This window comes from Bradyrhizobium sp. LeoA1Lang (genome assembly GCF_055413685.1).
On record NZ_JBVAPG010000026.1, the window covers coordinates 15037 to 40518 of the forward strand.

Annotated in this window: 18 protein-coding genes and 1 pseudogene; 8 read left to right on the top strand and 11 right to left on the bottom strand. The window is 63.6% G+C overall.

Annotation, left to right across the window (positions count from 1 at the left end):
- Positions 1-3 precede the first annotated feature (3 nt).
- From ACZYOF_RS11915 to ACZYOF_RS11955, 9 genes are all read right to left on the bottom strand, one after another.
- Complete coding sequence (locus ACZYOF_RS11915) at positions 4-1095, bottom strand: protein-glutamate methylesterase/protein-glutamine glutaminase (RefSeq protein WP_282530079.1); 1092 nt, start codon at positions 1093-1095, stop codon at positions 4-6.
- Positions 1096-1175: 80 nt separating this feature from the next.
- Positions 1176-2018, bottom strand: coding sequence for a CheR family methyltransferase (locus tag ACZYOF_RS11920; protein WP_130583962.1), 843 nt, complete (start codon positions 2016-2018; stop codon positions 1176-1178).
- A 16-nt stretch (positions 2019-2034) separates the two neighbouring features.
- Positions 2035-2520 (bottom strand): chemotaxis protein CheW, encoded by a 486-nt coding sequence (locus tag ACZYOF_RS11925; RefSeq protein ID WP_463715870.1) that lies wholly within the window; start codon positions 2518-2520, stop codon positions 2035-2037.
- A 111-nt stretch (positions 2521-2631) separates the two neighbouring features.
- On the bottom strand, positions 2632-4437 hold the full coding sequence (locus ACZYOF_RS11930) for a methyl-accepting chemotaxis protein (protein ID WP_463715871.1): 1806 nt from the start codon (positions 4435-4437) through the stop codon (positions 2632-2634).
- An 83-nt stretch (positions 4438-4520) separates the two neighbouring features.
- The gene (locus tag ACZYOF_RS11935) at positions 4521-6218 is read right to left on the bottom strand and encodes a methyl-accepting chemotaxis protein (protein WP_463715872.1); all 1698 of its coding nucleotides are present in this window, start codon (positions 6216-6218) and stop codon (positions 4521-4523) included.
- Positions 6219-6256: 38 nt separating this feature from the next.
- On the bottom strand, positions 6257-6727 hold the full coding sequence (locus tag ACZYOF_RS11940; protein WP_130577808.1) for a chemotaxis protein CheW: 471 nt from the start codon (positions 6725-6727) through the stop codon (positions 6257-6259).
- Positions 6728-8758: a chemotaxis protein CheA gene (locus ACZYOF_RS11945; RefSeq protein ID WP_463715873.1), complete on the bottom strand. Its 2031-nt coding sequence runs from the start codon at positions 8756-8758 to the stop codon at positions 6728-6730. It abuts the gene before it with no gap.
- Complete coding sequence (locus tag ACZYOF_RS11950) at positions 8755-9120, bottom strand: response regulator (protein ID WP_027580048.1); 366 nt, start codon at positions 9118-9120, stop codon at positions 8755-8757. The genes ACZYOF_RS11945 and ACZYOF_RS11950 overlap by 4 nt, the downstream gene beginning before the upstream one ends.
- Positions 9120-9437 carry an STAS domain-containing protein gene (locus ACZYOF_RS11955; RefSeq protein WP_130577806.1) on the bottom strand — a complete coding sequence of 106 codons (318 nt, stop codon included), beginning with the start codon at positions 9435-9437 and terminating at the stop codon, positions 9120-9122. Before ACZYOF_RS11955 ends, ACZYOF_RS11950 begins: the two co-directional genes overlap by 1 nt.
- Before the next feature lie 297 nt (positions 9438-9734).
- Between ACZYOF_RS11955 and ACZYOF_RS11960 the strand changes: the two genes are divergently transcribed.
- Positions 9735-10817 (top strand): HD domain-containing phosphohydrolase, encoded by a 1083-nt coding sequence (locus tag ACZYOF_RS11960; RefSeq protein ID WP_282530085.1) that lies wholly within the window; start codon positions 9735-9737, stop codon positions 10815-10817.
- 298 nt (positions 10818-11115) lie between these two features.
- A complete protein-coding gene (locus ACZYOF_RS11965) occupies positions 11116-11370 on the top strand; it encodes a hypothetical protein (protein WP_130577804.1) in 255 nt (84 codons plus the stop codon).
- Between the two features lie 426 nt (positions 11371-11796).
- Here the strand turns inward: ACZYOF_RS11965 and ACZYOF_RS11970 are convergent, their stop codons facing one another.
- Both ACZYOF_RS11970 and ACZYOF_RS11975 read right to left on the bottom strand, forming a co-directional pair.
- A complete protein-coding gene (locus tag ACZYOF_RS11970; RefSeq protein WP_394565202.1) occupies positions 11797-12138 on the bottom strand; it encodes a hypothetical protein in 342 nt (113 codons plus the stop codon).
- A 29-nt stretch (positions 12139-12167) separates the two neighbouring features.
- Positions 12168-12998 (bottom strand): hypothetical protein, encoded by an 831-nt coding sequence (locus ACZYOF_RS11975; RefSeq protein ID WP_463715874.1) that lies wholly within the window; start codon positions 12996-12998, stop codon positions 12168-12170.
- 52 nt (positions 12999-13050) lie between these two features.
- Here ACZYOF_RS11975 and ACZYOF_RS11980 point away from each other — a divergent pair, with 52 nt between their 5' ends.
- The 6 genes and pseudogenes from ACZYOF_RS11980 (at position 13051) to ACZYOF_RS12005 (ending at position 25427) form a co-directional block, all read left to right on the top strand.
- Positions 13051-14235, top strand: coding sequence for an efflux RND transporter periplasmic adaptor subunit (locus tag ACZYOF_RS11980; RefSeq protein WP_130577801.1), 1185 nt, complete (start codon positions 13051-13053; stop codon positions 14233-14235).
- A pseudogene (locus ACZYOF_RS11985) lies at positions 14232-17334 on the top strand (efflux RND transporter permease subunit). Before ACZYOF_RS11980 ends, ACZYOF_RS11985 begins: the two are co-directional and overlap by 4 nt.
- A 122-nt stretch (positions 17335-17456) precedes the next feature.
- A complete protein-coding gene (locus ACZYOF_RS11990; RefSeq protein ID WP_165421026.1) occupies positions 17457-17615 on the top strand; it encodes a hypothetical protein in 159 nt (52 codons plus the stop codon).
- A gap of 193 nt (positions 17616-17808) precedes the next feature.
- Positions 17809-19032 carry an MdtA/MuxA family multidrug efflux RND transporter periplasmic adaptor subunit gene (locus ACZYOF_RS11995; protein WP_463715875.1) on the top strand — a complete coding sequence of 408 codons (1224 nt, stop codon included), beginning with the start codon at positions 17809-17811 and terminating at the stop codon, positions 19030-19032.
- Entirely contained in the window at positions 19029-22136 is a 3108-nt protein-coding gene (locus tag ACZYOF_RS12000) for an MdtB/MuxB family multidrug efflux RND transporter permease subunit (protein WP_463715876.1), read from the top strand. Before ACZYOF_RS11995 ends, ACZYOF_RS12000 begins: the two co-directional genes overlap by 4 nt.
- Before the next feature lie 3 nt (positions 22137-22139).
- The gene (locus ACZYOF_RS12005; RefSeq protein WP_463715877.1) at positions 22140-25427 is read left to right on the top strand and encodes an efflux RND transporter permease subunit; all 3288 of its coding nucleotides are present in this window, start codon (positions 22140-22142) and stop codon (positions 25425-25427) included.
- Positions 25428-25482: the final 55 nt, after the last annotated feature.

The window sequence follows — 25482 nt, forward strand, 5'->3', positions numbered from 1 at the left end:
GCATCATTCCGTCAGGGCAGGTTGTCCGGCCTGGTGCCAGAGCATGATCTCGCGCGCGATCTGGTTGAGCGAGACCACCTTCTCCACGGCGCCGTGTGCGATCGCCTCTTTCGGCATGCCGAACACCACGCAGCTCTCTTCGTCCTGCGCGCGCGTCGCAGCACCAAGCTTGCGCATCTCCAAAAGGCCCCGCGCGCCGTCGTCGCCCATTCCCGTCATGATGATCCCGAGCGCATTGCGCCCGGCATATTGGGCCGCCGAACGGAACAGGACGTCGGCCGAAGGCCGATGCCGCGACACCGGCGGGCCGTCCTTGATGGCGATGCTGTAACGCAGGCCGGAGCGCTGCAGCAGCATATGGCGGGCGCCGGGCGCGATATAGGCGCAACCGGGCTGCACCGGCTCGCCATCCTCGGCCTCTTTCACCGTGATCTGACAGGCGGCGTTGAGACGCCTCGCGAATGCCGCGGTGAAGCCCTGCGGCATGTGCTGAACGATCAGGATCCCGGGACAAGTCGGCGGCAGCGCCTCCAGCACGTCGAGCAGCGCCTCGGTGCCGCCGGTCGAGACGCCGATACAGACGATGCGCTCGGTGGTCGGCCGCGAACGCCCCTGGATCGGCGGCGGGATGATGGCATCCGCGGTCAGCTTCTTCTCGATGACGCGCCGTTGCTGGCGTGGGCGCACGCGCGCACGCGCCGCCGACTTCACCGCTTCGCGCAGCCGGGTCGAGCATTCCAGCAGCGCCTGCCGGGTATCGATCCGCGGCTTGGGAACGATATCGACCGCGCCGGCCTCGAACGCTTCGAACATCTGATCGGAGCCCTCCTCGGTGAGCGAGGAGCAGATGATCACCGGGATCGGGCGCTGTGCCATGATCTTGCGCAGGAACGTGATTCCGTCCATGCGCGGCATCTCGATGTCGAGGATGATCACGTCGGGCAGTTCGTTCTGCAGCCGCCGTGCCGCGGCGAACGGATCGGACGCGGTCGCCATCACCTCGATATCCGGATCCTCGCTCAGGATGGTCGTGAGAATTTGGCGCACCGACGCCGAATCGTCCACGATCAGCACGCGAAGTTTCTGCCTGGGCATTGCCGTGCGCTCCACGTTGCTCTCTTTTCTTTGAGCATGATCTTTTCGGAAAACCGGTTCCCACTTTTCCGGATCATGCTCTAGACTCTAAAGATCGTCGGCTGAACCTGCTTCAACGTCGGCACCGTGTTGTGGATCATCGATTCGGAATGCCCCACCAGCAGATAGCCTCCCGGCCGCAGATGGGCGCAAAGCTGATCGACGACCTTGCGCTGCGTCTGCCTGTCGAAATAGATCAGGACGTTCCGGCAAAAGATGATGTCGACGTCGCGGTCCACCGGATAGCTGGAATCCATCAAATTCATCCGCATGAAATTCGTCAGTCGCCGCAATTCCGGCACCACGCGGACTTCGTTGCTCGACCGGTCCCTCGACGACAGGAAGTAGCGCTTCACGAATTCGGAAGGGACCGGCGCGACGACGTCGCGCGTGTAGATCGCGGCCTTGGCAAGCCGCAGGACCGCGGTCGAGATATCTGTTCCGAGGACACGAAACTGGAACCTGGTGCCGGACCTCGTCATGTCGTCGAGAACCATCGCGGTCGTATAGGCTTCCATGCCGGTCGAGCAGGCCGCGCTCCATATCTTCAACCCGTGCGATCCACGGCCGCGCGCCTTCAGGAGCGCCGGCACCGCGACCTCCTTCAAGAAGGTGAAATGCGCCGGCTCGCGGAAGAAATCCGTCTTGTTGGTCGTGACCACATCGATCAGATGGGTGAGCTCGTTGTCGGGCAAGCCATTGTCGAACAGATGCTCGACATATTCGTTGAGCCCGGGATAGTTGAGCGCGCGGACGCGCTTGTGCAGCCGCCCTTCCAGCATCAGGCGCTTGCCGGCAGGCAGCTTGATGCCGACCTGCCCCTCGATCAATTCAGCGATCGTGCGGAATTGACGATCGGATAGATGTAGCCCGGCCCCCAGCATCGCCGATTTCGCAAGTCTAGGCTGCGGCTGACGCGTCGACCCGGGCCTCGTCGGCGGACACGTCCGCATCGGCCATCAGTCGTGCGAGATCGAAGATGATGACGAACTTTTCTCCCTTGCGCCCGATGCCCGCGATGTAGTCGGATTGCCAGCGTCCGCCGACCGAGGGGACGGGACCGATCGAGTCCTCGTCGATGTCGGTGACCTCGAACACGCAGTCCGCCACGAAGCCGACGCCGACTAGGCGGTCGTTCATCGGCACGTCCAGGATGATGATGCGCGTCGCCTCCGTCGCCGGCACGCTCGGCAGATCGAGCTTCAGCCGGAGGTCGACAATCGGATAGCCGCTGCCGCGCACGTCGATCATGCCGAGCATGAAATGCGGCGCGTGCGGCAGACGCGAAATCGGCCGCATGTCGAGGATTTCGCGGACGTTGCAGATGCTGATGCCGAAGGTCTCCCCGGCGAGACCGAGCGTCAGATATTGAGCCGTGCCGGCCATGTTGCGTCCTTCCAGTCAGAGATCGCGGGGACTTGCCTCGAAGGCCGGGCCCCGCCTATTTCTGAGCATGATCTTTTCGGAAAACCGGTTCCCACTTTTCCGGATCATGCTCTAGCGCTGAAAATCCGCGTCGCGATCGTCATCGCCGTCTTCCATCGCGAAGGCGAAGCCGCCGCCGGCAGCAGCCTTGAGCGCACGCGCCGGCTTGGCGGCGGGCTTCTTGGCGTTGCGGTCGGCGGCCGCCATGCTCGCGGCTTTCGCGCGGAGCTGGCCGACGGCCCGGTCGATTGGCATCGCAGCCGCGGGCTTGTCCTTTGCCTGGTCGATACGGAAATAGGCGATCGTCGACTGCAACTGTTCGGCCTGGGAGGCCAGTTCTTCCGACGTTGAGGAGACCTGTTCGGATGCGCTGGCGTTCTGCTGGCCGACCTTGTCGAGCTGCTGGATCGCCTGGTTGATCTGCGCCGAGCCGACATCCTGCTCGCGGCAGGCCGCCGTGATCTCCTCCACCAGCTCCGCCGTCCTCTTGATATCAGGCACCAGCTTGGCCAGCATGCCGCCCGCTTCCTGTGCGACCTTCACGCTCTCTCCCGACAGTGTGCCGATCTCGGCCGCGGCCGCCTGGCTGCGCTCGGCGAGCTTGCGGACTTCGGAAGCGACCACCGCAAAGCCCTTGCCGTGCTCCCCGGCGCGCGCCGCTTCGACCGCGGCGTTCAAGGCGAGCAGGTCGGTCTGGCGCGCGATCTCCTGCACGATGGTGATCTTTTCCGCGATCGTCTGCATCGCTTCGACGGCGCGGCCGACGGCGGCGCCGCTGGCTTCGGCATCCTTGGCCGACTGCCCTGCGATCTTCTCGGTCTGGTTGGCGTTCTCGGCGTTCTGCTTCACGTTGGCGGCCATTTCCTCCATCGAGGAGGAGGCTTCTTCGGCCGAGGAGGCCTGCTCGGTCGCCCCTTGCGAGAGCTGTTCGGCGCTGGCCGAGAGCTCCTGGCTGCCGGCCGAGACGTTCTGCGCCGCCGTCAGCGCTTCCGCGACGATCGTGCGGAGCTTCTCGACCATGCGCTCCAGAGCCATGCCGAGCGTATCCTTGTCCGACAGCCGCTTGGCGTCGACGGTGAGATTGCCCTGCGCGATCCCGTTGGCGACGGCCGCCGTTCCGTTCAGGTTCACGGTCATCGCATTCAGCGACTTGACGAGGTCGCCGATCTCGTCGTTGCTGGCAACGTCGATCTTCTGGCTGAGATCACCGATCGCGACCGCATCGGCGAGGTTTACGGCACGGCTGAGCCCGCGGCTGATGTTGAGTGCGATCCAGGTCGCCGCCACCACCGCGAACACGAGCGAGGCGATCACCAGGATGACCAACAGCATCTCCGCGCGCGCCCCGTCCTGCCTTGCCTGTTCGGCCTGCTCGGCCATCGCCGACTTGACAAGCGAGATGTAGGCGTTTGCGGCTTCGAGCGCGTCGGCCACCACCTTGCGACCGTCATTCATCGAACGATCAGTCGCCGCCGCCTTGTCGACCTTTGCGAGGCGGACCGTCTCGTCCTGATAGGCATTCAGTTTGACATAGGCGGCCGAAAAGGCATCGATCAGCTTCTTGCCTCTGTCGGTCGCGCCGGCATAGATTTCGTCCTTGGTCTTGAGCAGCGTCTCGCGAATCTTCGCCAAGTCCGCAATGAACTGATCATAGTTCTTGTCCGAGGCGATGATGGAGTTCTTCTCGGCCCGCACCTGAAGCAGGATGCCCTTTTCGAGCTCGGCGGCCTTGTCCATGCGTCCGGCCCGCGAAACGAGACTCTCGGCCGTGCCGACCATGTCGCTGAGCTTCATGTAGCCCACCGCGCCCGCGACCATGGATAACAGGATGACAAGGCCAAAGGCGCCGGCCAGCTTTGCTTTGACGGTAAGTCTCATTTCAGTCCCCAAGAGAGATGCTCGAATTGTCGGTCGGATTGCAAACAATCCGGTCTGCTACGCACCAACTAACGCTTCGGTCCTCAGCGCTGAAAATCAGCGTCGCGGTCGTCCCCGTCTTCATCCAGCGCGAAGGCGAAACCGCCGCCATTGGCGACCTTGAGGGGGCGACGACCCTGCGGCTTGGTCTCGGCGGCCGGCGGCTTCCTTGCTCCGCGATCGGCGGCCGCCATGGTCGCGGCCTTCGCGCGCAGTTGGCTGACCGCCTTGTCGATCGGCGCGGCCGCGGCCTTGCGGCCATGGTCGATGCGGAAGAAGGCGATCGTCGACTGCAACTGCTCGGCCTGGGAGGCGAGCTCTTCCGACGTTGAGGAGACCTGCTCGGATGCGCTGGCGTTCTGCTGGCCGACCTTGTCGAGCTGCTGGATCGCCTGGTTGATCTGCGCCGAACCGACGTCCTGCTCGCGGCAGGCCGCCGTGATCTCCTGGACCAGGTCCGCGGTTTTCTTGATATCGGGCACGAGCTTCGAGAGCATGCTGCCCGCCTCTTGCGCGACCTTCACGCTCTCCGTTGACAGCGTGCCGATTTCGGCGGCCGCCGCCTGGCTGCGTTCGGCGAGCTTGCGCACTTCGGAGGCGACCACCGCAAAGCCCTTGCCATGCTCGCCGGCGCGCGCCGCTTCGACCGCGGCGTTCAGGGCCAGGAGGTCGGTCTGGCGCGCGATCTCCTGCACGATGGTGATCTTTTCCGCGATCGTCTGCATCGCCTCGACAGCGCGGCCGACGGCGGCGCCGCTGGCTTCGGCATCCCTGGCCGATTGCCCTGCGATCTTCTCGGTCTGGTTGGCGTTGTCGGCGTTCTGCTTCACATTGGAGGCCATCTCCTCCATCGAGGAGGAGGCTTCTTCGGCCGAAGACGCCTGCTCGGTCGCGCCCTGCGAGAGCTGCTCGGCGCTGGCGGAGAGCTCCTGGCTTCCAGCCGAGACGTTCTGCGCCGCGGTCAAGGCTTCCGAGACGATCTGCCGGAGTTTTTCGACCATCACGTTCAGCGACTTGACGAGATCGCCGATCTCATCGTTGCTGGCATTGGGAATGGTCTTGCTGAGATCGCCGTCGGCGACCGCGCCTGCAAGACCGACCGCACGTCCCAGCGAACGGCTGATGCTGATCGAAATCCAGAGCGCCGCCGCGATCGCAACCGCGAGCGAGACGCCAATCAGGGTCATCAGCATCAGTTGCGCCTGGTGGCCCGCCTCCTTCGATTGGGCGGCCTGCTCGGCCATCTGCCTCTTCGTGTTGGTGACATAGGCGCCCATGGCCTCGAGCGCGTCGGCGACGACCTTGCGTCCCTCATGCATCGAGCGCTCTGTAGCCTTGGCCTTGTCGGTCTTCGCCAGCTTGATGGTATCTTCCTGGAAGGCGTTCATCTTGGCGTAGGCGGCCGCAAACGTGTCGAGCAGCTTCCTGCCGGCCTCGCTCGCCAGCGCGTAGACCTCGTCCTTTATCTTCAGCGCCGCCTCGCGGGTCTTCGCTGCCTCTGCGGCAAACTGCTCGACGTCAGCTTCCGTCCCCAGAATCGCATTCTTCTCCGCTCGAAGCTGGAGCAGGATGTCCTTTTCGATCTGAGTCGCCTTCTCCATCCGCGTGGCGCGCAGCACCATGCTGTCGGCGGTCTCCATCATGTCGCCGAGCTTCATATAGGCGACGCCGCCCGCGACCGCGGACAGGACGATGATCAGACCGAACGCAGTGGCCAGCTTGGCCTTGACCGTAAATCTCATGTGCAGCCCCTAACCCCAGTCTCGCCCCCGAGACTTCTTCAATTCAGGATACGTTCCATATTCGGTACGATGACGAACTCTTCACGCCACTTGGTGATGAAGCGGATGAACTCCGGCTTCCAATGCATGCCGACGCGCGGCGTCTGCTGCACGTCGGTCCGCGAGATCTCGGTGACCTCGTAGACTTTGTCAGCGGTGACGCCGACCAGCACCGGCTCGTTGTCGATCCCGACCTCGATCACGACGATCCGCGTCTCCGTGGAGGCCTCGGTCTGCGGCATCCCGAAACGGATGCGCAGGTCGGCCAGCGGAATGACATTGCCGCGCACATTGATGACGCTGGGCACGAACGAGCGCGAGCCGGCCACTTTCGTTGCGGGAACCGGATCGATGATCTCGCGCACCAGACCTGCATCGAGCGCGAATTTCTCGTCGCCGAGCCCGATCATGACCACCTGCATCGAACCGTCCTGGACGGTTCCGGCGTCTTGCTGCCGATCTGTCGCCATCTATGCCGCCTCGCTCATCTGCTGCTTTTCCGCACGCGACTGCGCCAGCGCGACGAGCTGCACCACGTCGAGAATAAGCGCGGCGGTGCCGTCACCCAGGATGGTCGCGCCGGAAAAGATCGTGACATCGGAATGCAGCTTCGAAAGCGACTTGATGACGGTCTGATGATTGCCGATGATCTGGTCGGCAACCAGCCCGACGCGGGTCTCGCCGGTCGAGATGATGATCGTCTTCTGATGCTGTCCGGGCACACCCGGCACGTCGAGAATGTCGCGGAGCCGCAGGAAGGGCACGAGGTTGCCGCGCACGTTGAGGAAATTGCGGCCGCGCGAGCGCTCGTCGTCCGCCGTGAGTTCGACGCACTCCTCGACCGCCGGGAGCGGAATGATGTAGCGCCCCTCGCCGACCCGGATCAGCAATCCCTCGATGATCGCAAGCGTCAGCGGCAGGCGCAGCGTGACATTCGTTCCCTCGCCGGCTTTCGTCGACAAATCGATCGAGCCGCGCATGTTCTCGATGGTGCGCTTGACCACGTCCATGCCGACGCCGCGGCCGGACAGCGCCGAGATGGTCTGGGCGGTCGAGAACCCCGGATGGAACAGGAACTGGTGGATCTCATGATCCGACATCGCGGCACCGGGCGCGATCAGCCCCTGTTCTTCGGCCTTGGCGCGGATGCGCGCCGTGTTGAGGCCGCCGCCATTGTCCTTGACGGTGACGAGGACCTGCGCGCCGGAATGGACCGCCTGCAGCTCGATCCGTCCCTGCTCGGTCTTGCCGGACGCCGCGCGAGCCTCGGAATCCTCGATGCCGTGATCGATCGCATTGCGGATCAGGTGCACAAGCGGATCGGCGAGACATTCGATCATGGTCTTGTCGAGCTCGGTATCCTCGCCCGAGGTGACGAATTCGACCGGCTTGCCGAGGTCGCGGGACAGATCGTGGACCAGTCTTCGGAAGCGCCCGAACAGGGAGCCGATCGGCACCATCCGCGCGCCCATGGTGGTGTCGCGCAGGCTTCCCGCCAGCCGCTCGATCTCCTCCGCGATCATCTTAATCGAGAGATCGGAGCCGGCCGCGGCTAACTGGCTGAGCCGCGCCTGGGCAATGACGAGCTCACCGACCCGGTCCATCAACTCGTCGAGCCGTTCGGCTTGCACGCGGACCGTGGCGATGCCACGCTCTTCGGTGCGCTTCGGCTCCTCGCGCTTCCGCTCCGGCGGCGTCGCCGGCTCCGCCGCAGCGGGGACCGGGGCAGCGGCCAGCACCGCAGCCGGCTCAGCTTCCACCACCGGCAATGCGAGCGCCGGTGCCGCGCGCTCGACCTGCGCCAGCGGCACCAACGTCAGCTTCATCTCGTCCTGCACGAACATGAAGACGTCGTCGATGGCGTCCTTGTCGCAACCGCTATGCAGCGTGACGTCCCATTTCAGGTAGCAGTCCTCGGGCTCCAGCTCGTCCAAAAGCGGCACGCCATCGGTGACCGGCACGACGAAGCAGGGACCGAGCTTGCAGAGATCATCCAGGAGGTCGAGCGGATTGGAGCCGTTGCGGAGAATATGTGACTCGAATTCGAGGCGCAGTTGCCAGCCCGCCGGACGGCTCTCGCTTACCGGCGGGGCGTCGACGTTAGACTCGACCGGCACGACCTGCTCGACAGGTGAAACGAAGCGCTTCAGATCATCCAGGATGGCGTCGCCGATGATCGAATCAGCGTCATCGGGCGCTTCGATCAGGGCACGGATATAGTCCTTCGCCGCCAGCGCGACCGCGATCAGCTCCTGCGTCGGCTTGATCTCGCCTTTGCGGACCAGTTCGAAGGCGGTCTCGAATTCGTGGGTGAACGCGGCGACCTTGTCGAAGCCGAACATGGCGCCGGAGCCCTTGATGGTGTGCAGGGCCCGAAACGCCGAGTCGACCAGCTCGCGATCGTCGGGACGCAGGCCGAGATCCAGCAAGGCCCCTTCGAGGGTTTCGAAAAGCTCGCTCGCCTCCTGACGGAATATCTCCGTCGGGTCCATGCTGCTCATGACCGCACCAGCTTGTTGACCACCGCGAGCAATTGCTCAGGCTTGAAAGGCTTGGTGATCCATCCGGTGGCGCCGGCGCTCTTGGCTTCCTGCTTCACCGCGTCGTTGGACTCGGTGGTGAGGAAGACGATCGGCAGGCCGACCTGCGACGGCAGCTTGCGCAGGGCCCGTATCAGTTCGAGGCCGTTCATGACCGGCATGTTGAGGTCGGTGATCACGAGATCAAGCTTGCCCGCCTGCGCCTTCGCCAGGCCCTGCGCCCCGTCGCCGGCCTCGATCACGTTGTGGCCCGCCGGCTCGAGCACGACCTTGATCATCTGGCGGATGCTGGGGGAATCATCGACCGTCAGGACCGTAGCCATCACGCGCCATCCTTCTTGTGAAAATGTTGGTCGATCATCGCGTCGCTGGAGAAGCCTGCGCGGCGAAGGGTATTGCGGAGGCTTTGCGAGAACGCAGTCAGGACGACCGGGCGGCCCTGCGCCTTGCCGGTCTCCGCGGTGGAAAGCAAAAGCTGGATCGACGTGACGTCGGCCTTGTCGACGGCGGAGCAGTCGATCTCGAGCCGATCATTGCGGCTGAAGGCCTCGCGGATCGTTTCATAGACCTGGCGGATCGACGCGATGCTGCAGTCCGGTGGCAATTGTAGCCACCGTTTGGGCTCCGTCACTTCAGCCATTCGCCGTCCCCCGCATTCCCAGTGATTCGCTTTAGCCGGAATGCGAATCTCTTTCGGCTGAAGTATCGGCAGAGATGGTGATTAAGATGTTAATCAAGCGCGATCTCGTTTCTGTGCGAGACGTCCGTACGAATACGGTGCCGAGGATTCGATGGGTAGCCTGGTACGATTTGCGCCTGCATTCACGCGCATCGAACAGGTTGTGCAATCGGCGATTGTCAGGCTTAGGTCGACGTTAAGAGCCCGCACAGTAGCTCTTGATCTCGTACAATCGACCGTCGCGTACCTGGACACCCGATGCTTACACAAGCGCTTCTCGTTGACGACAGTCGCTCTGTCCTCGACTTCCTCACGCGGCTCCTGGAAGCCGACGGCGCCGTTCAGGTCACGGCGTACACGGATCCGCTCCAGGCGATGACATCGGCGATGCAGCGCCAGTACGACATCGTGCTCGTGGACTATGAGATGCCGAGAATGGACGGCGTCACCTTCATCCGCGAACTCCGTGCACTCCAGAACTTCGGCAATATTCCGATCGTGATGATCACCTCGATACAGACGGACGAGGTGCGGATGAAGGCACTCGAGGCCGGCGCCACCGATTTCCTGCCGAAGCATCCGCAAACTCTGGAGACGAGGGTTCGGCTCAGAAATCTTATCCGGCTGGGCATTGCCGTTCGGCAATTGAACGACCGCGCTGCCGACCTCGTCCGGGACGTTGCCAGCGCCACGCAGAAGCTCCAGGAACGCGAGGAGGAGATCATTCTGCGTCTGGCGCTCGCCGTCGAGTACCGCGACAACGACACCGGCGAGCACACGCTTCGGGTAGCGAAATACAGCCGCATCATCGCCGAAGAACTCGGCCTGCCGTCGCGGCTCATCCGCGACATCTATCTTGCGGCACCCCTGCACGACGTCGGCAAGGTCGCGATACCCGACAGCATCCTGCTCAAGCCGGGCCGGCTGAACGCGGAGGAGATCGCGATCATGCGCACCCACGCCACGATCGGCGGACGCATCCTCGCCGACAGCCATTGCGAGCTGATCCAGCTTGGAGCCGAGATCGCTGCCGCTCATCACGAACGCTGGGACGGCGGCGGCTATCCCAACGGGCTCAGGGAAACCGACATTCCGATCGCGGCCCGCGTCGTCGCAGTCGCCGATGTCTTCGATGCGCTGACAATGAAGCGTCCCTACAAGGACCCGATGCCGCTTGCGGACGCACGCCGTTACCTCCAGGACAACAGGGCGCGCCAATTCGATCCCGCCTGCGTCGACGCCTTTCTTTCGCGCTGGAACGAAGTCGTGACGATTGCTACCGCGCAACATACAATGGCACCGTGGCAGGCCGAAATGCGCGCGCTTTCGACGGCCGTCTAGCTTCCACTGAAATCAAGCTGCTCGAGCGGGATGATTTTTTCCTCGAATCCCCATCCCGCTCTATCCTCTTGTTTGAGCATGATCTTTTCGGAAAACCGATATCCGCTTTTCCGGATCATGCTCCAGGTTGTGTAACGTCGTTGTGAGCGGGCAGCTCCCGTCTGCAACCTGCGCACGAATGTGCTCACGCGGCATTGAGAGAACGTGAGAAGACGCGCCCTTTAAACAGCCTGCCGTGATCCGCACTTCGGAGAGGGAGCCACGCTCCATTGGCTCCGCTTCCTGATGGAGAACACCTATGTCTGCAATCAAGTTCTTGTCGATAGCGCTGGTCGCTGCGGCGACGCTTGCGACTCCCGCGATGGCTCGCGAACACACCCGGCACGTCGCGCGTGCCAATGCCGTTGCGGCACCGGAGCAAGTCTATGTCGGCGGACCGGGCTGCGTTCCTGCCCCGCGGGTAGGCGCGTTTGCATCGCAGCCCTGGACCGACGGCAACGTTCCCTGTGAACCGGGCACCGGCTACGGCTATTACGGTTACGGCTCTTATTGATCCGGTCGCTTCGGAGCCACCGTCGAACGTTGGCCGTCACTGGCCGGAAAACGAGTGTCCTGTCGGTCAAGCTGACAGTCGAGACTGAAGAGGCCGGACCGCTTATGCGGTCCCGGCCGCTTTCTTTATTGATAGTATCGTAGATTCAAATCCCGCGATCCTGCGCATCCGCGCGTCCGTGGATTAGCGCTGCGCTATTGCCGCGCTCCGCGCAGCGGCTGCGCAAAGAAAAATCCCAAGCGATATCTCACTGCATTCCTAAAGACGAATTTAGTGGATGCGCCGTCGAACGCGCCTACGTTCAAGCCGTCGGAGAACCCGGTCGGCTCGTTCGGCTGGCGCATTCGACGCGGGGCGCTTCATTCACGGAGAGGAAGTGTCATGATGAGACGATTGACAGCGATCCTGGCGACAACCTTGCTTGCCTCAAGCTTGTTTACCGCTGCAGCGGAGGCGCGCGGCGGTGGCGGCCATATGGGAGGGTTTGGCGGCGGAGCTCATTTTGGCGGACTCGGCGCCGGCGCCCATGTCGGAGGTGGCGGTGTCCACGTCGGAGGAATTGGCGGCGGCGCGCATGTTGGCGGTGTCGGCAGCGGCATTCGCCCGGAAAGCTTCGGTGGTGGCGCCAATATCGGCGGCATGACAGGGCACGTTCGGGCAGACGGCCATACCAGCGCTTTCAGCCCGGGCCTCCATCATCACGCCCTTGGTCGCCTCCGTCTCGAGGAGGGCGACAGTCTCGGCTGTTCCGATTGGAACCTGCTGCATCCGGGCGAGCCGATGCCGCCGAGCTGCAGCTAAACCCGCCATGTCCCCAATCTGTCTCTGCTACGGAGAATGCAGATGAGATTCTCGCTGGCCGCTGCGATCCTTCTTCCCGCGTTGCTCACAGCGAATGCCGCTGTCGCGCAAGTGACTGGTATGGCGACCCCGACTCCGACGCTTGACGCAACTTCTCCGCTAGGCAGCGCGAGCTCGCCGGTCTCGCCAACGGGAATTCCGCTGGGCGCGACCGAGCTCTCATCCGCGGGAGTCAGTCCGCTCGCGGCTCCCGCGACGGGCACGATCGCCATTCCAAGCAGCGGCACGGTCTGCTCGACAGTTGGGACAGCGCCGACCCAGATGTTCGGATCGACCGCCACATTCGACGGCGCTGGAATGGCGGTCGGATCGACCGCGCCTGCAACCGCGGTCATGGCGGGCGATACGGCCGCAACACCGGGCATGTCGCCTGCGATATCGGCGACATCGGGCGTGTCGACGACGTCAGGCACGCTTGAGAGCTCGGGCATGGCGACGGCCTCCGGCATCATCGACACGTCGGGAACGTCGGGGATGTGCGGTTCGGGCTCGACCAGTGTCATCGCATCATCGACGCCGTCATCGACCTCGCCCACGACAGTCGGCGGCGTCCAGCGAACCGGCATTCCCCTCGACTCGTCCGAGATCAGCAATCTCGGCGTCAGCTCGGGGGCGCCGGTGCCGACACCTGGCGTATCGCTGCTCCCAGGTGTCGTCGGACCGGTTGCAGCCTTGCCGACAGTGCCGACGGTTCTCGCTCCCGCTCCAACCGCCTCCACGATGGCGGGCAGCAGCGCCTGCTCAGGCTTCGTGACGGGGAGCGTCACGTCAAGCGCAGTTATTCCGGGTTGCTAACAACCTCTCAGCGAAGCCCAGACCATGAAAAAGAAGATCGTTGTCGGTGCCGTCATGCTGACCGCCGCAGTGGCGACCGGCGCTCTGCTCCACGCCATGCATGACTTCCCGTTCGAGACGGCGGTCGCCGCGCCGGCCCGGCCGTCCCCGGTGCCGATCGTCGCCGGAACGGTCAGCCAGCACGACGTGCCGATCTATCTGACCGGCGTCGGCACCGTGATCGCCTACAACACCGACGTGGTGCGCGCCCAGATCCAGGGCCAGATCTTCACCATCAACTTCACCGAAGGCCAGCATGTGCATGCCGGCGACCTGCTGGCGCAGATCGATCCGCGTCCCTATCAGGCGCTGATCGATCAGTATACCGGATCGCTCGAACGCGATCAGGCGCAGCTCGCCAACGCCAATGCCAACCTCGTCCGTTACAGCCAGTTGGGAGCCAAGGGCTGGGCGACGCCGCAACTGATCGAAACCCAGAAGGCGCAAGTCGGGCAGTTGGACGGCGCGATCACAACCGACAAGGCGCTGATCGAGGCCGCGAAAGTGCAGCTCAGCTTCACGCGCCTGACCTCACCGATCGACGGCGTGGTCGGGATCCGCCAGATCGATGTCGGCAATATCATAAGCCCGTCGAGCACGAACGGTCTGTGCGTCGTGACCCAGCTCGATCCGATTTCTCTGATCTTCACGCTTCCGGAGACGGTTCTGCCGCAAATCCAGAAGCAGCAGCAAATCACCAAGGCGCCGCTGACCGTCCTCGCCTATAACCAGGACGACACGATAGAGCTCGGTCAAGGCCAGCTCGGCCTCGTCAACAACGAGATCCTGCAGACCACGGGCTCGATCCAGCTCAAGGCCAATTTCTCCAACAAGGAGAACCGGCTCTGGCCGGGCGAGCTGGTCAACGCACGGCTGCTGCTCGACACACGACACAACGGCCTCACCGTGCCCGCGGCGGTGATCCAGCAAGGTCCGAACGGAGCCTATGCGTGGGTCGTCAATCCCGACAACACCGTATCGATCCGCCAAGTCAAGGTGGCGCAAATCAGCGACGGACAGGCGCTGATCGATTCCGGGCTCTCGGCAAATGAGCGGGTGGTCCTCGACGGCCAATACAAGCTGCAGCCGGGTACACATGTCATCGCGCTCCATGGCAAGGCGGCCGAGGAAGCCGCCGCGCAGGACGCCATGCAGACGCCAATCCCATGAATATTTCCGCACCGTTCATCCGACGGCCGATCGCGACCGCCCTGCTCATGGTGGGGCTGCTGGTAGCCGGCCTGGTCGCCTATCCGCTGATGCCGGTGGCGGCGCTGCCGAACGTCAACTATCCCACGCTGACGGTGACCGCACAGTTGCCGGGCGCCGATCCGCAGACCATGGCGTCTTCCGTGGCATCGCCACTCGAGTTGCAGTTCGGCGAGATCCCCGGCCTCACCCAGATGACGTCGGCGAGTGCGCTGGGCTACACCCAGATCACGCTGCAGTTCGACCTCAGCCGTCAGATCGACGGCGCGGTGAGCGATACGCTCTCGGCCATCAATGCCGCTTCCCCGTATTTGCCGGCCGGCCTGCCCTATCCGCCGACGATCCGCAAGGTCAATCCCGCCGACACGCCGATCCTCGTGCTCGGCATCACCTCGGACAGTCTGCCGCTCACTACAGTGGACGCCTATTCCGAGAACATTCTGCTGCAGAAGATTTCGCAGATTTCCGGCGTCGGCCTCGTCGGCGTCGGCGGCCAGCAGAAAGCCTCCGTCCGCATCCAGGTCGACCCCGAGGCATTGGCCGCCCGCGGCATCAATCTCGAGGATCTGCGGACGGTGCTGGGCCAGGCCAATGTCGATCTGGCGAAGGGCACGCTCAACAGCCCGCGTCAGACCTACACGCTCAACACCAATGATCAACTGTTCAAGCCCGACCAATATGCCGATCTCGTCGTCGCCTATCGCAATGGATCTCCGGTCCGCATCCGCGACATCGGCCGCGCCATCAGCGCGCCGGAAAACGATCTGATCGCCGGCTGGTACAACAATCAGAGGGCGATCCTCCTGGCGATCCAGCGTCAGCCGGGCGCCAATGTCGTCGACACGGTCGCGCGCATCAAGGCGATGATGCCGGTGCTGCAGGCCTCGATTCCCTCCGACATCAAGATCAACGTCATTTCCGACCGCACCGATACCATCCGCGCATCGATCGCAGACGTGCAGTTCACGCTGCTCCTGACGATCGGACTCGTCGTGATGGTGATCTTCATCTTCCTGCGCAGCTTCTGGGCGACCATCATTCCGGCCGTCACCGTGCCGCTGTCGCTGGTCGGCACTTTCGCGATCCTGTACGAAATGGGCTACAGCCTCGACAATTTGTCGCTGATGGCCCTGTCGATTGCGGTCGGCTTCGTGGTCGACGACGCCGTCGTCGAGATCGAGAATATCACGCGGCACATCGAGGAAGGCCTGTCGCCCTATGACGCGGCGATGAAGGGATCCGGCGAGATCGGCTTCACCGTGATGGCGATCACGTTCTCGCTTATCGCGGTGTTCATTCCCCTGTTCCTGATGAGCGGCTATGTCGGACTGTTGTTTCGCGAGTTCGCGATGACGGTGAGCGTGGCGCTCGTTCTCTCGCTGGTGATCTCGCGCACGCTCACGCCGATGATGTGCGCATACCTGCTCAAACCCGAGAGAGAATCGCACGGCCGGCTCTACCGATTGTCCGAACGCGGATTCGACGCCCTGCTCAATCTCTATGAGGCCGGTCTCAGGATCGTACTGCGTCACCGCTTCATCACGCTGATGGTGATGCTCGGCACCATCGCGCTGACCGGTTATCTTTACGTCGTCATTCCCAAGGGCTTCTTCCCGGAACAGGACACCGGGCTGATCCTCGGTCAGTCGGAAGCGTCGCAGGATATCTCCTTCCAGGCGATGGCCCAGCGCCAACAAGCCCTGCTCGACGTCATCATGCGCGACCCGGCTGTCGCCTCCGTCGGGGCCGCAGTGGGCGCCGGCGGCGGTGTCTACACGGTCAATGACGGGCGCGTCTACATCCAGCTCAAGCCTTACGACCAGCGCGATCCGATCGACAAGGTGATCGCGCGGCTGCGCACCAACCTCGCGAAGATCCAGGGCATTACGCTGTACATGCAGCCTGCCCAGGACATCACGATCGGAGCCCGGCTGAACAAGACTCAATTCCAGTACACGATGAACGATGCCGATCCGGGCGAGCTGACCCGTTGGGCGGCGCTGTTCCTCGACAAGATCAAGACGATCCCGTCGATCACCGACGTCACCACCGACCAGCTCAATGCCGGGCCGCTGCTCGACATCACCATCAAGCGCGAAGTCGCCTCGAGCTACGGCATCCTGCCTTTCACCATCGACAACACGCTGGACGATGCGTTCGGTCAGCGCATCGTCTCGACGATCTACACCACGCTACAGCAGTACCATGTGGTCATGGAGGTCAACCCGAAGTTCCAGTACTCGCCCGATGCGCTCAACGGCATCTATGTGAAATCCTCGAGCGGGCAGCAGGTGCCGCTATCGACGCTGGTCGAATCGGTCGTCGCTCGTCGTCAATCACCAGGGGCAGTTCCCTTCGGTGACGATCTCGTTCAACCTTGCGCCGGGTGCTGCGATCGGCCAGGCCGTGAGCGCCATCGACGGGGTAAAGAAAGAGTTGAATCCGCCGCTCTCGCTGCAGACCAGCTTCCAGGGCAACGCCCAGGCGTTCGGCGCCTCGCTGTCGAGCACGCCGATCCTGATCCTCGCCTCGCTGTTCGTGATCTACCTGATCCTCGGCATCCTCTATGAAAGCACGATCCATCCGATCACCATCATCTCGACCCTGCCATCGGCCGGCGTCGGCGCGCTGCTGTTGCTGATGGCGGCCCATTTCGATCTGACCGTGATCGCGATCGTCGGCCTCATCCTGCTGATCGGCATCGTCAAGAAGAACGGCATCATGCTGGTCGACTTCGCGATACACGCCGAACACAACGAAGGGCTCAGCACGGAAGAAGCGATCTACCAGGCCTGCATCAAGCGGTTCAGGCCGATCCTGATGACCACGATGGCGGCAATGCTCGGCGCCGTGCCGATGATGGTGGGCACGGGCGCGGGCTCGGAGATCAGGCAGCCGCTCGGCTATGCCATTGTCGGCGGCCTCGCGGTGTCGCAGATCCTCACGCTGTACACGACGCCGGTGGTCTATCTCTATCTCGACCGGCTGCAGATCTGGCTGTTCGGCGAGAAGGAGGCGGCAACCTCCTCCGTCCAACCCCAGGCAACGCCGGCCGAATGAGAAGAATCCGGCCGCCGCCGTGCACGTCTGCTGCAACGCGACCAAACTCCCGACTTTGTGAATTCGCATCGTGCACCGCGCACCTACATAATTGTTTGAAACCATGAGTTGCGGAGTTGAGTATGCCGAGCAAGGAATTTTCGAGCCCAGCGCAGACCTTGCGCCGGGTGGCGGAAAGCGTGAGCGACCAGGCGGTCGCCGATCGTCTCAAGGTTCTTGCCGAGAGCTATGAGCGGCGGGCCGAAACGGCGTCACACGCCGATCCGGCCAAGAATTGTTGAGCCGCCCTACCGAATGTTAATGGGCTTTCCGGCCCCTAATCGTTCAATATGTCGACCTGGAAATGTTGCAGGAACCGGGCTGCGGCGATATGCGCCCCACACGGGTCCGTTCATGCGCTTTCGCAGGTGACCCATGGATCAGCAGCTAAGGAAGTCGACGCCACCCCCTTCGATTGCGCCTGGGAAAAAAATCATGCGCCCGGCTCGCGGGCGCATTGGGTTCGCGATCGCCGTTATTCTCCTGCTGGGTGCCGGCATCGTCTGGTGGACGAAGCCGGCAGGCACGCCACAGGAAACAGCCGGCCGGCGAACCGCCCCGCCGATGTCTGTTGTCGCCGAGACTGTCGGCAAGGGTGATATCGGGATCAACCTCAATGGGCTCGGCACCGTCTCTTCACTCGCCACCGTCACGATCAGAAGCCAGATCAGCGGATATCTGACCCGCATCGCGTTCAAGGAAGGCGACGAGGTCAAGAAGGGTGATCTCATCGCGGAGATCGACTCACGCCCCTTTGAGGCGGCGCTTGCCCAGGCCAAGGGACAGCTTGCGCGCGACCAAGCCATGCTGAAGGGCGCCCAGGTCGACCTTGCCCGCTACCAAGGCCTGGCGAAGCAGAACGCCGTGCCGCACCAGCAGCTCGACACGCAAATAGCCCTGGTCGCGCAGGACGAAGGCACGGTTGAAGCGGACCGCGCCTCGGTGCAGGCCGCCGAAGTGAACCTGCGCTATTGCCACATCCTGTCGCCGCTGGATGGGCGCGTCGGATTGCGGCAGGTCGACCAAGGCAACTACGTCACCCCTGGTGATGCCACCGGCATCGTGGTGATCACGCAACTGCAGCCGATCAGCGTCCTGTTCACACTCCCGGAGGACCAGCTTCAGGCGATCGCCAGGCGGCTCCGCGAGGGGGCGGTGCTGCCGGCTGCGGCCTACGATCGGAGCGGCACCAACAAGCTCGCCAGCGGGGCGCTGCAGACCTTCGACAGCCAGATCGATCCGACCACCGGCACGATCAAGCTGCGCGCGCAATTCTCGAACGAAGCGCGGACGCTGTATCCCAATCAGTTCGTCAACGTGCGTCTCTTGCTGGACACCCACAAGGACGTGACGACGATGTCGACGGCCGGCATCCAGCGCGGCACGCCCGGCACCTTCGTCTATCTCGTCAACAGCGACAGCACGGTCTCGGTGCGCCCCGTCAAGCTTGGCGTCACTGACGGCGACCGGGTCGAGGTTCAGTCCGGACTTTCCCCCGGCGACCGCATCGTGATCGATGGCGCCGACAAGCTGCGGGAAGGCGCCAGGATCGTCATTCGACCTCCGACGGGAGCGGGCGAGTCGGCCGCTGCAGCCAAGCCGACGGATTCAAAAGCTGGGGGCGGCAACGGGCAGCGCTCCGGAAACGGGCACCAATGAACCCGTCGCGACCATTCATCCAGAGACCGGTGGCGACGACACTGCTGATGATCGCCATCATGCTGTCGGGGATGCTGGCGTTCCGCTTCCTGCCCGTCGCCGCCCTGCCCGAGGTCGATTACCCGACGATCCAGGTCCAGACCTTCTATCCCGGCGCCAGTCCTGACGTGATGACGTCGTCCGTCACGGCGCCGCTGGAGGTGCAGTTCGGCCAGATGCCGAACCTGAGCCAGATGAGTTCGGTCAGTTCGGCCGGCGCCTCGGTCATCACCCTGCAGTTCGGATTGACGATCTCGCTCGATGTCGCCGAGCAGGAGGTGCAGGCCGCGATCAACGCCGCCGGCAATCTGCTGCCGTCAGATCTTCCGGCGCCGCCGATCTATGCCAAGGTCAATCCGGCCGATGCCCCGATCCTGACCCTTGGCCTGACGTCGAAGACCATGCCGCTGACGCAGGTCCAGGATTTCGTCTACACGCGCCTGGCGCAGAAGATCTCGCAATTCCCGGGAGTAGGCCTCGTCAGCATCAGCGGCGGCCAGCGGCCGGCGGTCCGCGTCCGCGCCGACATTCGCAAGCTCGCGGCCTACGGCCTCAATATCGACGACCTGCGCACCACCCTCGGCAATGCCAACGTCAACACGCCCAAGGGCAATTTTGACGGCGCGATGCGCTCCTACACCATCAACGCCAACGACCAGATCCGCGGTGCCGGTGGCTACAAGTCCCTGATCGTGGCCTACAAGAACGGCTCCCCGGTCCGTCTCAGCGACATCGGCGACGTCATCGATGGCGCCGAGAACGACAAGCTCGGCGCCTGGATGAATACGACGCCCGCGATCATCCTCAACATCCAGCGCCAGCCTGGGGCCAACGTCATCTCGGTGGTCGAAGGGATCAAGGCGGTGTTGCCGCAGTTGCAGGCGGCGTTGCCCGCCAGCATCGACCTGAACATCCTGACCGACCGCACCGTGACCATCCGCGCCTCGGTCAGGGACGTGGAATACGAGCTCTCGCTCGCAGTCATGCTGGTCGTGCTGGTGATCTTCGTATTCCTGCGCAGTCCGCGCGCGACGCTGATCCCAAGCCTCTCCGTGCCGCTCTCGCTGGTCGGCACGCTGGGGGCCATGTACCTGTTCGGCTTCAGCCTCAACAATCTCTCTTTGATGGCGCTCACGATCGCGACCGGCTTCGTGGTCGACGACGCGATCGTCGTCATCGAGAACATCTCCCGCTACATCGAGGAAGGCGAAGCGCCGCTGCAGGCTGCGCTCCGCGGCTCCGAGCAGATCGGCTTCACGATCATCTCGCTGACGGTGTCGCTGATCGCGGTGCTGATTCCGCTGCTGTTCATGGGTGACGTGGTCGGCCGCCTGTTCCGCGAGTTCGCCATCACGCTGTCGGTCACCATCCTGATCTCCGCCGTGGTGTCCTTGACGCTTGTGCCGATGGCCTGCGCCAAACTGCTCAAGGCGGAAGGCGAGGCGCATGAGAACATGCTCCAGCGTCTGAGCCGCGAAGGCTTCGATCACGTCATCGCGATCTATGCCCGGATGCTGAACTGGGTGCTGGACCACCAGACCCTGGTGCTGCTGGTGGCGCTCGCCACCTTCGGCTTGACCGCCCTGCTCTATGTCGCCATCCCCAAGGGGTTCTTCCCGCTGCAGGATACCGGCGTCATCCAGGCGATTTCGGAAGCGCCGCAATCGGTCTCATACGCCGCGATGGCGGAGCGGCAGCAGCAACTGGCCGACGTCATCCTCCGCGATCCCGACGTCGAGAGTCTCTCTTCCTTCATCGGCGTCGACGGCACCAACACCACGCTCAACAGCGGCCGCATCCTGATCAACTTAAAGCCGCATAATCAGCGGAAGTCCGATATCGCGACCGTCATGCGCCGTCTCAAGGACAGCACGGCATCGCTGACCGGCGTCACGCTCTATATGCAGCCGGTGCAGGATCTGACCATCGAAGGCACCGTCAGCAAGGCGCAATATCAGTTCATCCTGCAGGATGCCGATCCGGCCCAGCTCGCCGAATGGGCCCCGAAGCTCGTCGACAGATTGCGGCAGCTTCCCGCGTTCACCGATGTCTCGACCGATATTTCCACCAAGGGACTTGCGGTCTTTGTCGACATCGACCGCGAGCAGGCAGCGCGGTTCGGGATCACGCCCGCGACCGTCGACAATGCGCTCTATGACTCCTTCGGCCAACGCATCGTCTCGACGGTGTTCACCAATTCAAACCAGTACCGGGTGATCCTGGAAGCCGATCCGACGCTGCAGACCTCCCTGCAATCGCTGTCGTCGATCTACCTGCCCTCCTCGGTCGGAGGCGCGCCGGTGCCGTTGCCGGTGCTCGCCAAGATCCACGAGGACATCGCGCCGCTCCAGGTTTCGCATCTCGGCCAGTTCCCCTCGGCCACCATATCGTTCAACCTGGCGCCCGATGCCTCGCTCGGAGAGGCGGTCGCCGCCGTCAAGCAGGCGCAGATCGATATCGGCCAGCCGCTCGGCATCATCACGAGCTTCCAGGGTGCGGCGCTCGCCTTTCAATCCTCGCTCTCGAACCAACTGTTCCTGATCCTGGCCGCGATCGTCACGGTCTATATCGTGCTGGGCGTGCTCTATGAGAGCTTCATCCACCCGCTGACGATTCTCTCGACGCTGCCTTCAGCCGGGATCGGCGCATTGCTCGCATTGATGATGGCGGGGCAGGACCTGACGATCGTCGCGATCATCGGCATCATCCTGCTGATCGGCATCGTCAAGAAGAACGCGATCATGATGATCGACTTCGCGCTCGATGCCGAACGCAACGAAGGCCGGTCGCCGCGCGAGGCGATCTACCAGGCCTGCCTGCTTCGGTTCCGGCCGATCATCATGACCACCATGGCCGCGGTGCTCGGCGCGCTGCCGCTGATGCTCGGAACCGGCGCCGGATCGGAACTCAGGCATCCGCTCGGCATTTCCATCGTCGGCGGCCTTCTGGTCAGCCAGTTGCTCACCTTGTTCACGACGCCCGTGATCTATCTGTGGTTCGACCGGCTCGCCGTGCGGCTTGCCGGAGGGCCCGGCGGTGCCCGCGAAACACGCGGAGCCCACTGAGCCATGGACCCGGCAACGCCCTTCATCCGCCGGCCGGTCGCGACCACGCTCTTGACCTTCGGGCTTGCGGCGGCGGGCATGGTGGCGTTCTTCAAGCTACCGGTCTCGCCGCTGCCGCAGGTCGACTTCCCGACCATCGCGGTGCAGGCGACGCTACCGGGCGCGAGCCCCGAGGATGTCGCGACCACGGTCGCAAGCCCGCTCGAGCGCCATCTCGGCCAGATCGCCGACGTCACCGAGATGACCTCGCAAAGCACAGTGGGCTCGACGCGCATCACCCTGCAGTTCGGGCTGAACCGCGACATCAACGGCGCGGCGCGCGACGTGCAGGCCGCGATCAACGCCGCCCGCGCCGACCTTCCGACCAGCCTGCGCAGCAATCCGACCTACCGCAAGGTCAACCCCGCCGACGCGCCGATCCTGATCCTGACGCTGACCTCCGACACGCTCACGCGCGGCGACCTCTATGACGCCGCCTCCACCGTGCTGGCGCAAAAGCTTTCGCAGGTCGAAGGGATCGGCGAGGTCGTGGTCGGTGGCAGCTCGCTGCCTGCGGTGCGCGTCGACCTCGTTCCGCAGGCGCTCTACAAATACGGCATCGGGCTCGAGGACGTGCGCGCCGCGCTCGCCAGCGCCAATGCGCACAGCCCGAAGGGTGGGATCGACGTCGGCGAGCGGCGCTACCAGATCTACGCCAACGACCAGGCCAACAAGGCCGACGACTACAAGTCAATGGTCATCGCCTATCGCAATGGCGCGGCCGTGCATCTTTCCGATGTCGGGGAGGTCACCGATTCCGTAGAGAATTTGCGCAATGCCGGCCTCGCCAACGGCAAGCCCGCCGTCCTGATCATCCTGTACCGGCAGCCGAATGCCAACATCATCAGCACGGTCGATCTGGTCAAGGCGCTGATGCCCCAGCTCAGGGCCTCGGTCTCGCCCGCGATCGACATCGGTCTGGCGGTCGACCGCTCGACCACCATCCGCACCTCGCTGCATGACGTCGAGCGGACCCTGGTCCTTGCCGTGCTGCTGGTGATCCTCGTGGTGTTCTCGTTCCTGCGCAACGCCCGTGCGACGCTGATCCCAGTGGTCGCGGTCTCGGTGTCGTTGGTCGCAACTTTCGGCGTCATGTATCTCGTCGGCTACAGCCTCGACAATCTGTCGCTGATGGCGCTGACGGTGGCGACCGGCTTTGTCGTCGACGACGCCATCGTCGTGCTCGAAAACGTCACCCGCTATATCGAGCACGGGATGTCGCCGTTTGAGGCAGCGCTGAAGGGCGCGGGCGAGGTCGGCTTCACCGTGCTTTCGATGAGCATCTCGCTGATCGCGGTGTTCATCCCGATCCTCCTGATGGGCGGCATCGTGGGCCGGCTGTTCCGCGAATTCGCGATGACGATCTCGATCTCCATCCTGATCTCGCTTGCGGTCTCGCTCGCGACCACGCCGATGATGTGCTCGGTGCTGCTGCGCCGGGAAAGCAGCCGGGCACACGGCTGGCTCTATCGCGCCAGCGAGCGCTTTTTCGAAGCGATGCTCAGCTTCTATCGGCGGACGCTCTCGGCCGCACTCGCGCACCCGAGATCCGTGATGCTGATCCTTGCCGCGGTGCTGGGGCTCAACTTCTATCTCTACGGCGTGATCCCCAAGGGCTTCTTTCCCCAACAAGACACCGGCCGGCTGGTCGGCTCGATCCAGGCGGACCAGAGCATTTCGTTCCAGTTGATGCAGCAGAAGCTGACGCAGTTCGTCACCATCATCAAGCACGATCCCGCGGTGGAGGCCGTCGTCGGATTCACCGGCAGCAACCAGACCAATTCCGGTTTCGTTTTCGTCTCGCTGCGCCCGCTCGACCAGCGGAAAGTCGGCGCCGACCAGGTGATCGCGCGGCTACGGCGCGAGCTCGCCACCGTGCCCGGGGCGACCCTGTTCCTGCAGTCGGTGCAGGACATCCGCGTCGGGGGACGGGTATCCAGCGCGCAGTACCAGTACACGCTGCAAAGCCCGACGCTGGAAGAGCTCAACGAATGGACGCCGAAGATCACGGCGGCGCTGCAGCGCGAGTCCAATCTCGCCGACGTCAACAGCGACCAGCAGGACAAGGGGCTCGAATCCAACCTGGTCATCGATCGCGACGCCGCGGCGCGGCTCGGAATCACCGTCAGCCAGATCGACAACACGCTCTATGACGCGTTCGGCCAGCGCCAGGTCTCAACCATCTATGTCGCGTGCAACCAGTATCACGTGATCATGGAGGTGGCGCCGTCCTACTGGCAGAATCCGGAGACGCTCAAGGACGTCTATATCAGCACCTCGGGCGGCTCGGTCGGCGGCTCGCAGGCGACCAACGCGGTGGCGGGAACGGTGGTGGCGCCTGGAATATCAAGCGCGGCCAACTCAGCCAACGCACAGGCCGCACGCAATCTTGCAACCAATTCGATCGGGTCGACCGGCAAAGGCGTGGCCTCGACCGGCGCGGCGGTCAGCACCAGCAGCGAAACGATGATCCCGCTTTCAGCGGTCGCGCATTTCGGTCGGGGCGCAACGCCGCTCTCCGTCAACCATCAAGGACTTCTCGTCGCCAACACGATCTCCTTCAACCTGCCTCCCAATGTATCGCTCGGCACCGCCGTCAGCACCATCGAGGCCACCATGAACCGGATCGGCGTGCCCGCGACGATCCGTGGCACCTTCCAGGGCACGGCAAAGGTCTTCCAGGATTCGCTCAGCAATCAGCCGCTGCTCATCCTGGCCGCTTTGGTGACGATCTATATCGTGCTCGGCGTGCTCTATGAGAGCTACATCCATCCCCTGACCATCCTCTCGACGCTGCCGTCGGCCGGCGTGGGCGCGCTGCTGGCCCTGATCGCGTTCCGCACCGAGTTCAGCATCATGGCGCTGATCGGCGTGATCCTGTTGATCGGTATCGTCAAGAAGAACGCGATCATGATGATCGACTTTGCGCTTGACGCCGAACGCAAGCGCGGTCTCGATCCGCTCGAAGCCATTCGCGAAGCCTGCCTGCTCCGGTTCCGCCCGATCATGATGACGACCATGGCCGCACTGCTCGGCGCGGTGCCGCTCGCCATCGGAATGGGCGAGGGCGGCGAATTACGCCAGCCGCTCGGCATTGCCATCGTGGGCGGCCTCATCCTCAGCCAGATGCTGACACTTTATTCGACACCTGTGATCTATTTGTATCTGGACAGGTTCCGGCTCTGGGGCCAACGTCGAAGGGGCAATGCGCCTCCCAACCTGCCAAAGTCCTCACTGCAGCCAGGCGAGTGAGATGTCGAAATCCCCGGTGGTACGCGTCCGACACCGAAGTCTGGCCCGGGCGATT

Coding starts and splice junctions, on each gene's coding strand:
- ACZYOF_RS11915 (WP_282530079.1), bottom strand. CDS start 1,095: ATGCCCAGGCAGAAACTTCGCGTGCTGATCGTGGACGATTCGGCGTCG.
- ACZYOF_RS11920 (WP_130583962.1), bottom strand. CDS start 2,018: ATGCTGGGGGCCGGGCTACATCTATCCGATCGTCAATTCCGCACGATC.
- ACZYOF_RS11925 (WP_463715870.1), bottom strand. CDS start 2,520: ATGGCCGGCACGGCTCAATATCTGACGCTCGGTCTCGCCGGGGAGACC.
- ACZYOF_RS11930 (WP_463715871.1), bottom strand. CDS start 4,437: ATGAGACTTACCGTCAAAGCAAAGCTGGCCGGCGCCTTTGGCCTTGTC.
- ACZYOF_RS11935 (WP_463715872.1), bottom strand. CDS start 6,218: ATGAGATTTACGGTCAAGGCCAAGCTGGCCACTGCGTTCGGTCTGATC.
- ACZYOF_RS11940 (WP_130577808.1), bottom strand. CDS start 6,727: ATGGCGACAGATCGGCAGCAAGACGCCGGAACCGTCCAGGACGGTTCG.
- ACZYOF_RS11945 (WP_463715873.1), bottom strand. CDS start 8,758: ATGAGCAGCATGGACCCGACGGAGATATTCCGTCAGGAGGCGAGCGAG.
- ACZYOF_RS11950 (WP_027580048.1), bottom strand. CDS start 9,120: ATGGCTACGGTCCTGACGGTCGATGATTCCCCCAGCATCCGCCAGATG.
- ACZYOF_RS11955 (WP_130577806.1), bottom strand. CDS start 9,437: ATGGCTGAAGTGACGGAGCCCAAACGGTGGCTACAATTGCCACCGGAC.
- ACZYOF_RS11960 (WP_282530085.1), top strand. CDS start 9,735: ATGCTTACACAAGCGCTTCTCGTTGACGACAGTCGCTCTGTCCTCGAC.
- ACZYOF_RS11965 (WP_130577804.1), top strand. CDS start 11,116: ATGTCTGCAATCAAGTTCTTGTCGATAGCGCTGGTCGCTGCGGCGACG.
- ACZYOF_RS11970 (WP_394565202.1), bottom strand. CDS start 12,138: ATGCAGCAGGTTCCAATCGGAACAGCCGAGACTGTCGCCCTCCTCGAG.
- ACZYOF_RS11980 (WP_130577801.1), top strand. CDS start 13,051: ATGAAAAAGAAGATCGTTGTCGGTGCCGTCATGCTGACCGCCGCAGTG.
- ACZYOF_RS11990 (WP_165421026.1), top strand. CDS start 17,457: ATGCCGAGCAAGGAATTTTCGAGCCCAGCGCAGACCTTGCGCCGGGTG.
- ACZYOF_RS11995 (WP_463715875.1), top strand. CDS start 17,809: ATGCGCCCGGCTCGCGGGCGCATTGGGTTCGCGATCGCCGTTATTCTC.
- ACZYOF_RS12000 (WP_463715876.1), top strand. CDS start 19,029: ATGAACCCGTCGCGACCATTCATCCAGAGACCGGTGGCGACGACACTG.
- ACZYOF_RS12005 (WP_463715877.1), top strand. CDS start 22,140: ATGGACCCGGCAACGCCCTTCATCCGCCGGCCGGTCGCGACCACGCTC.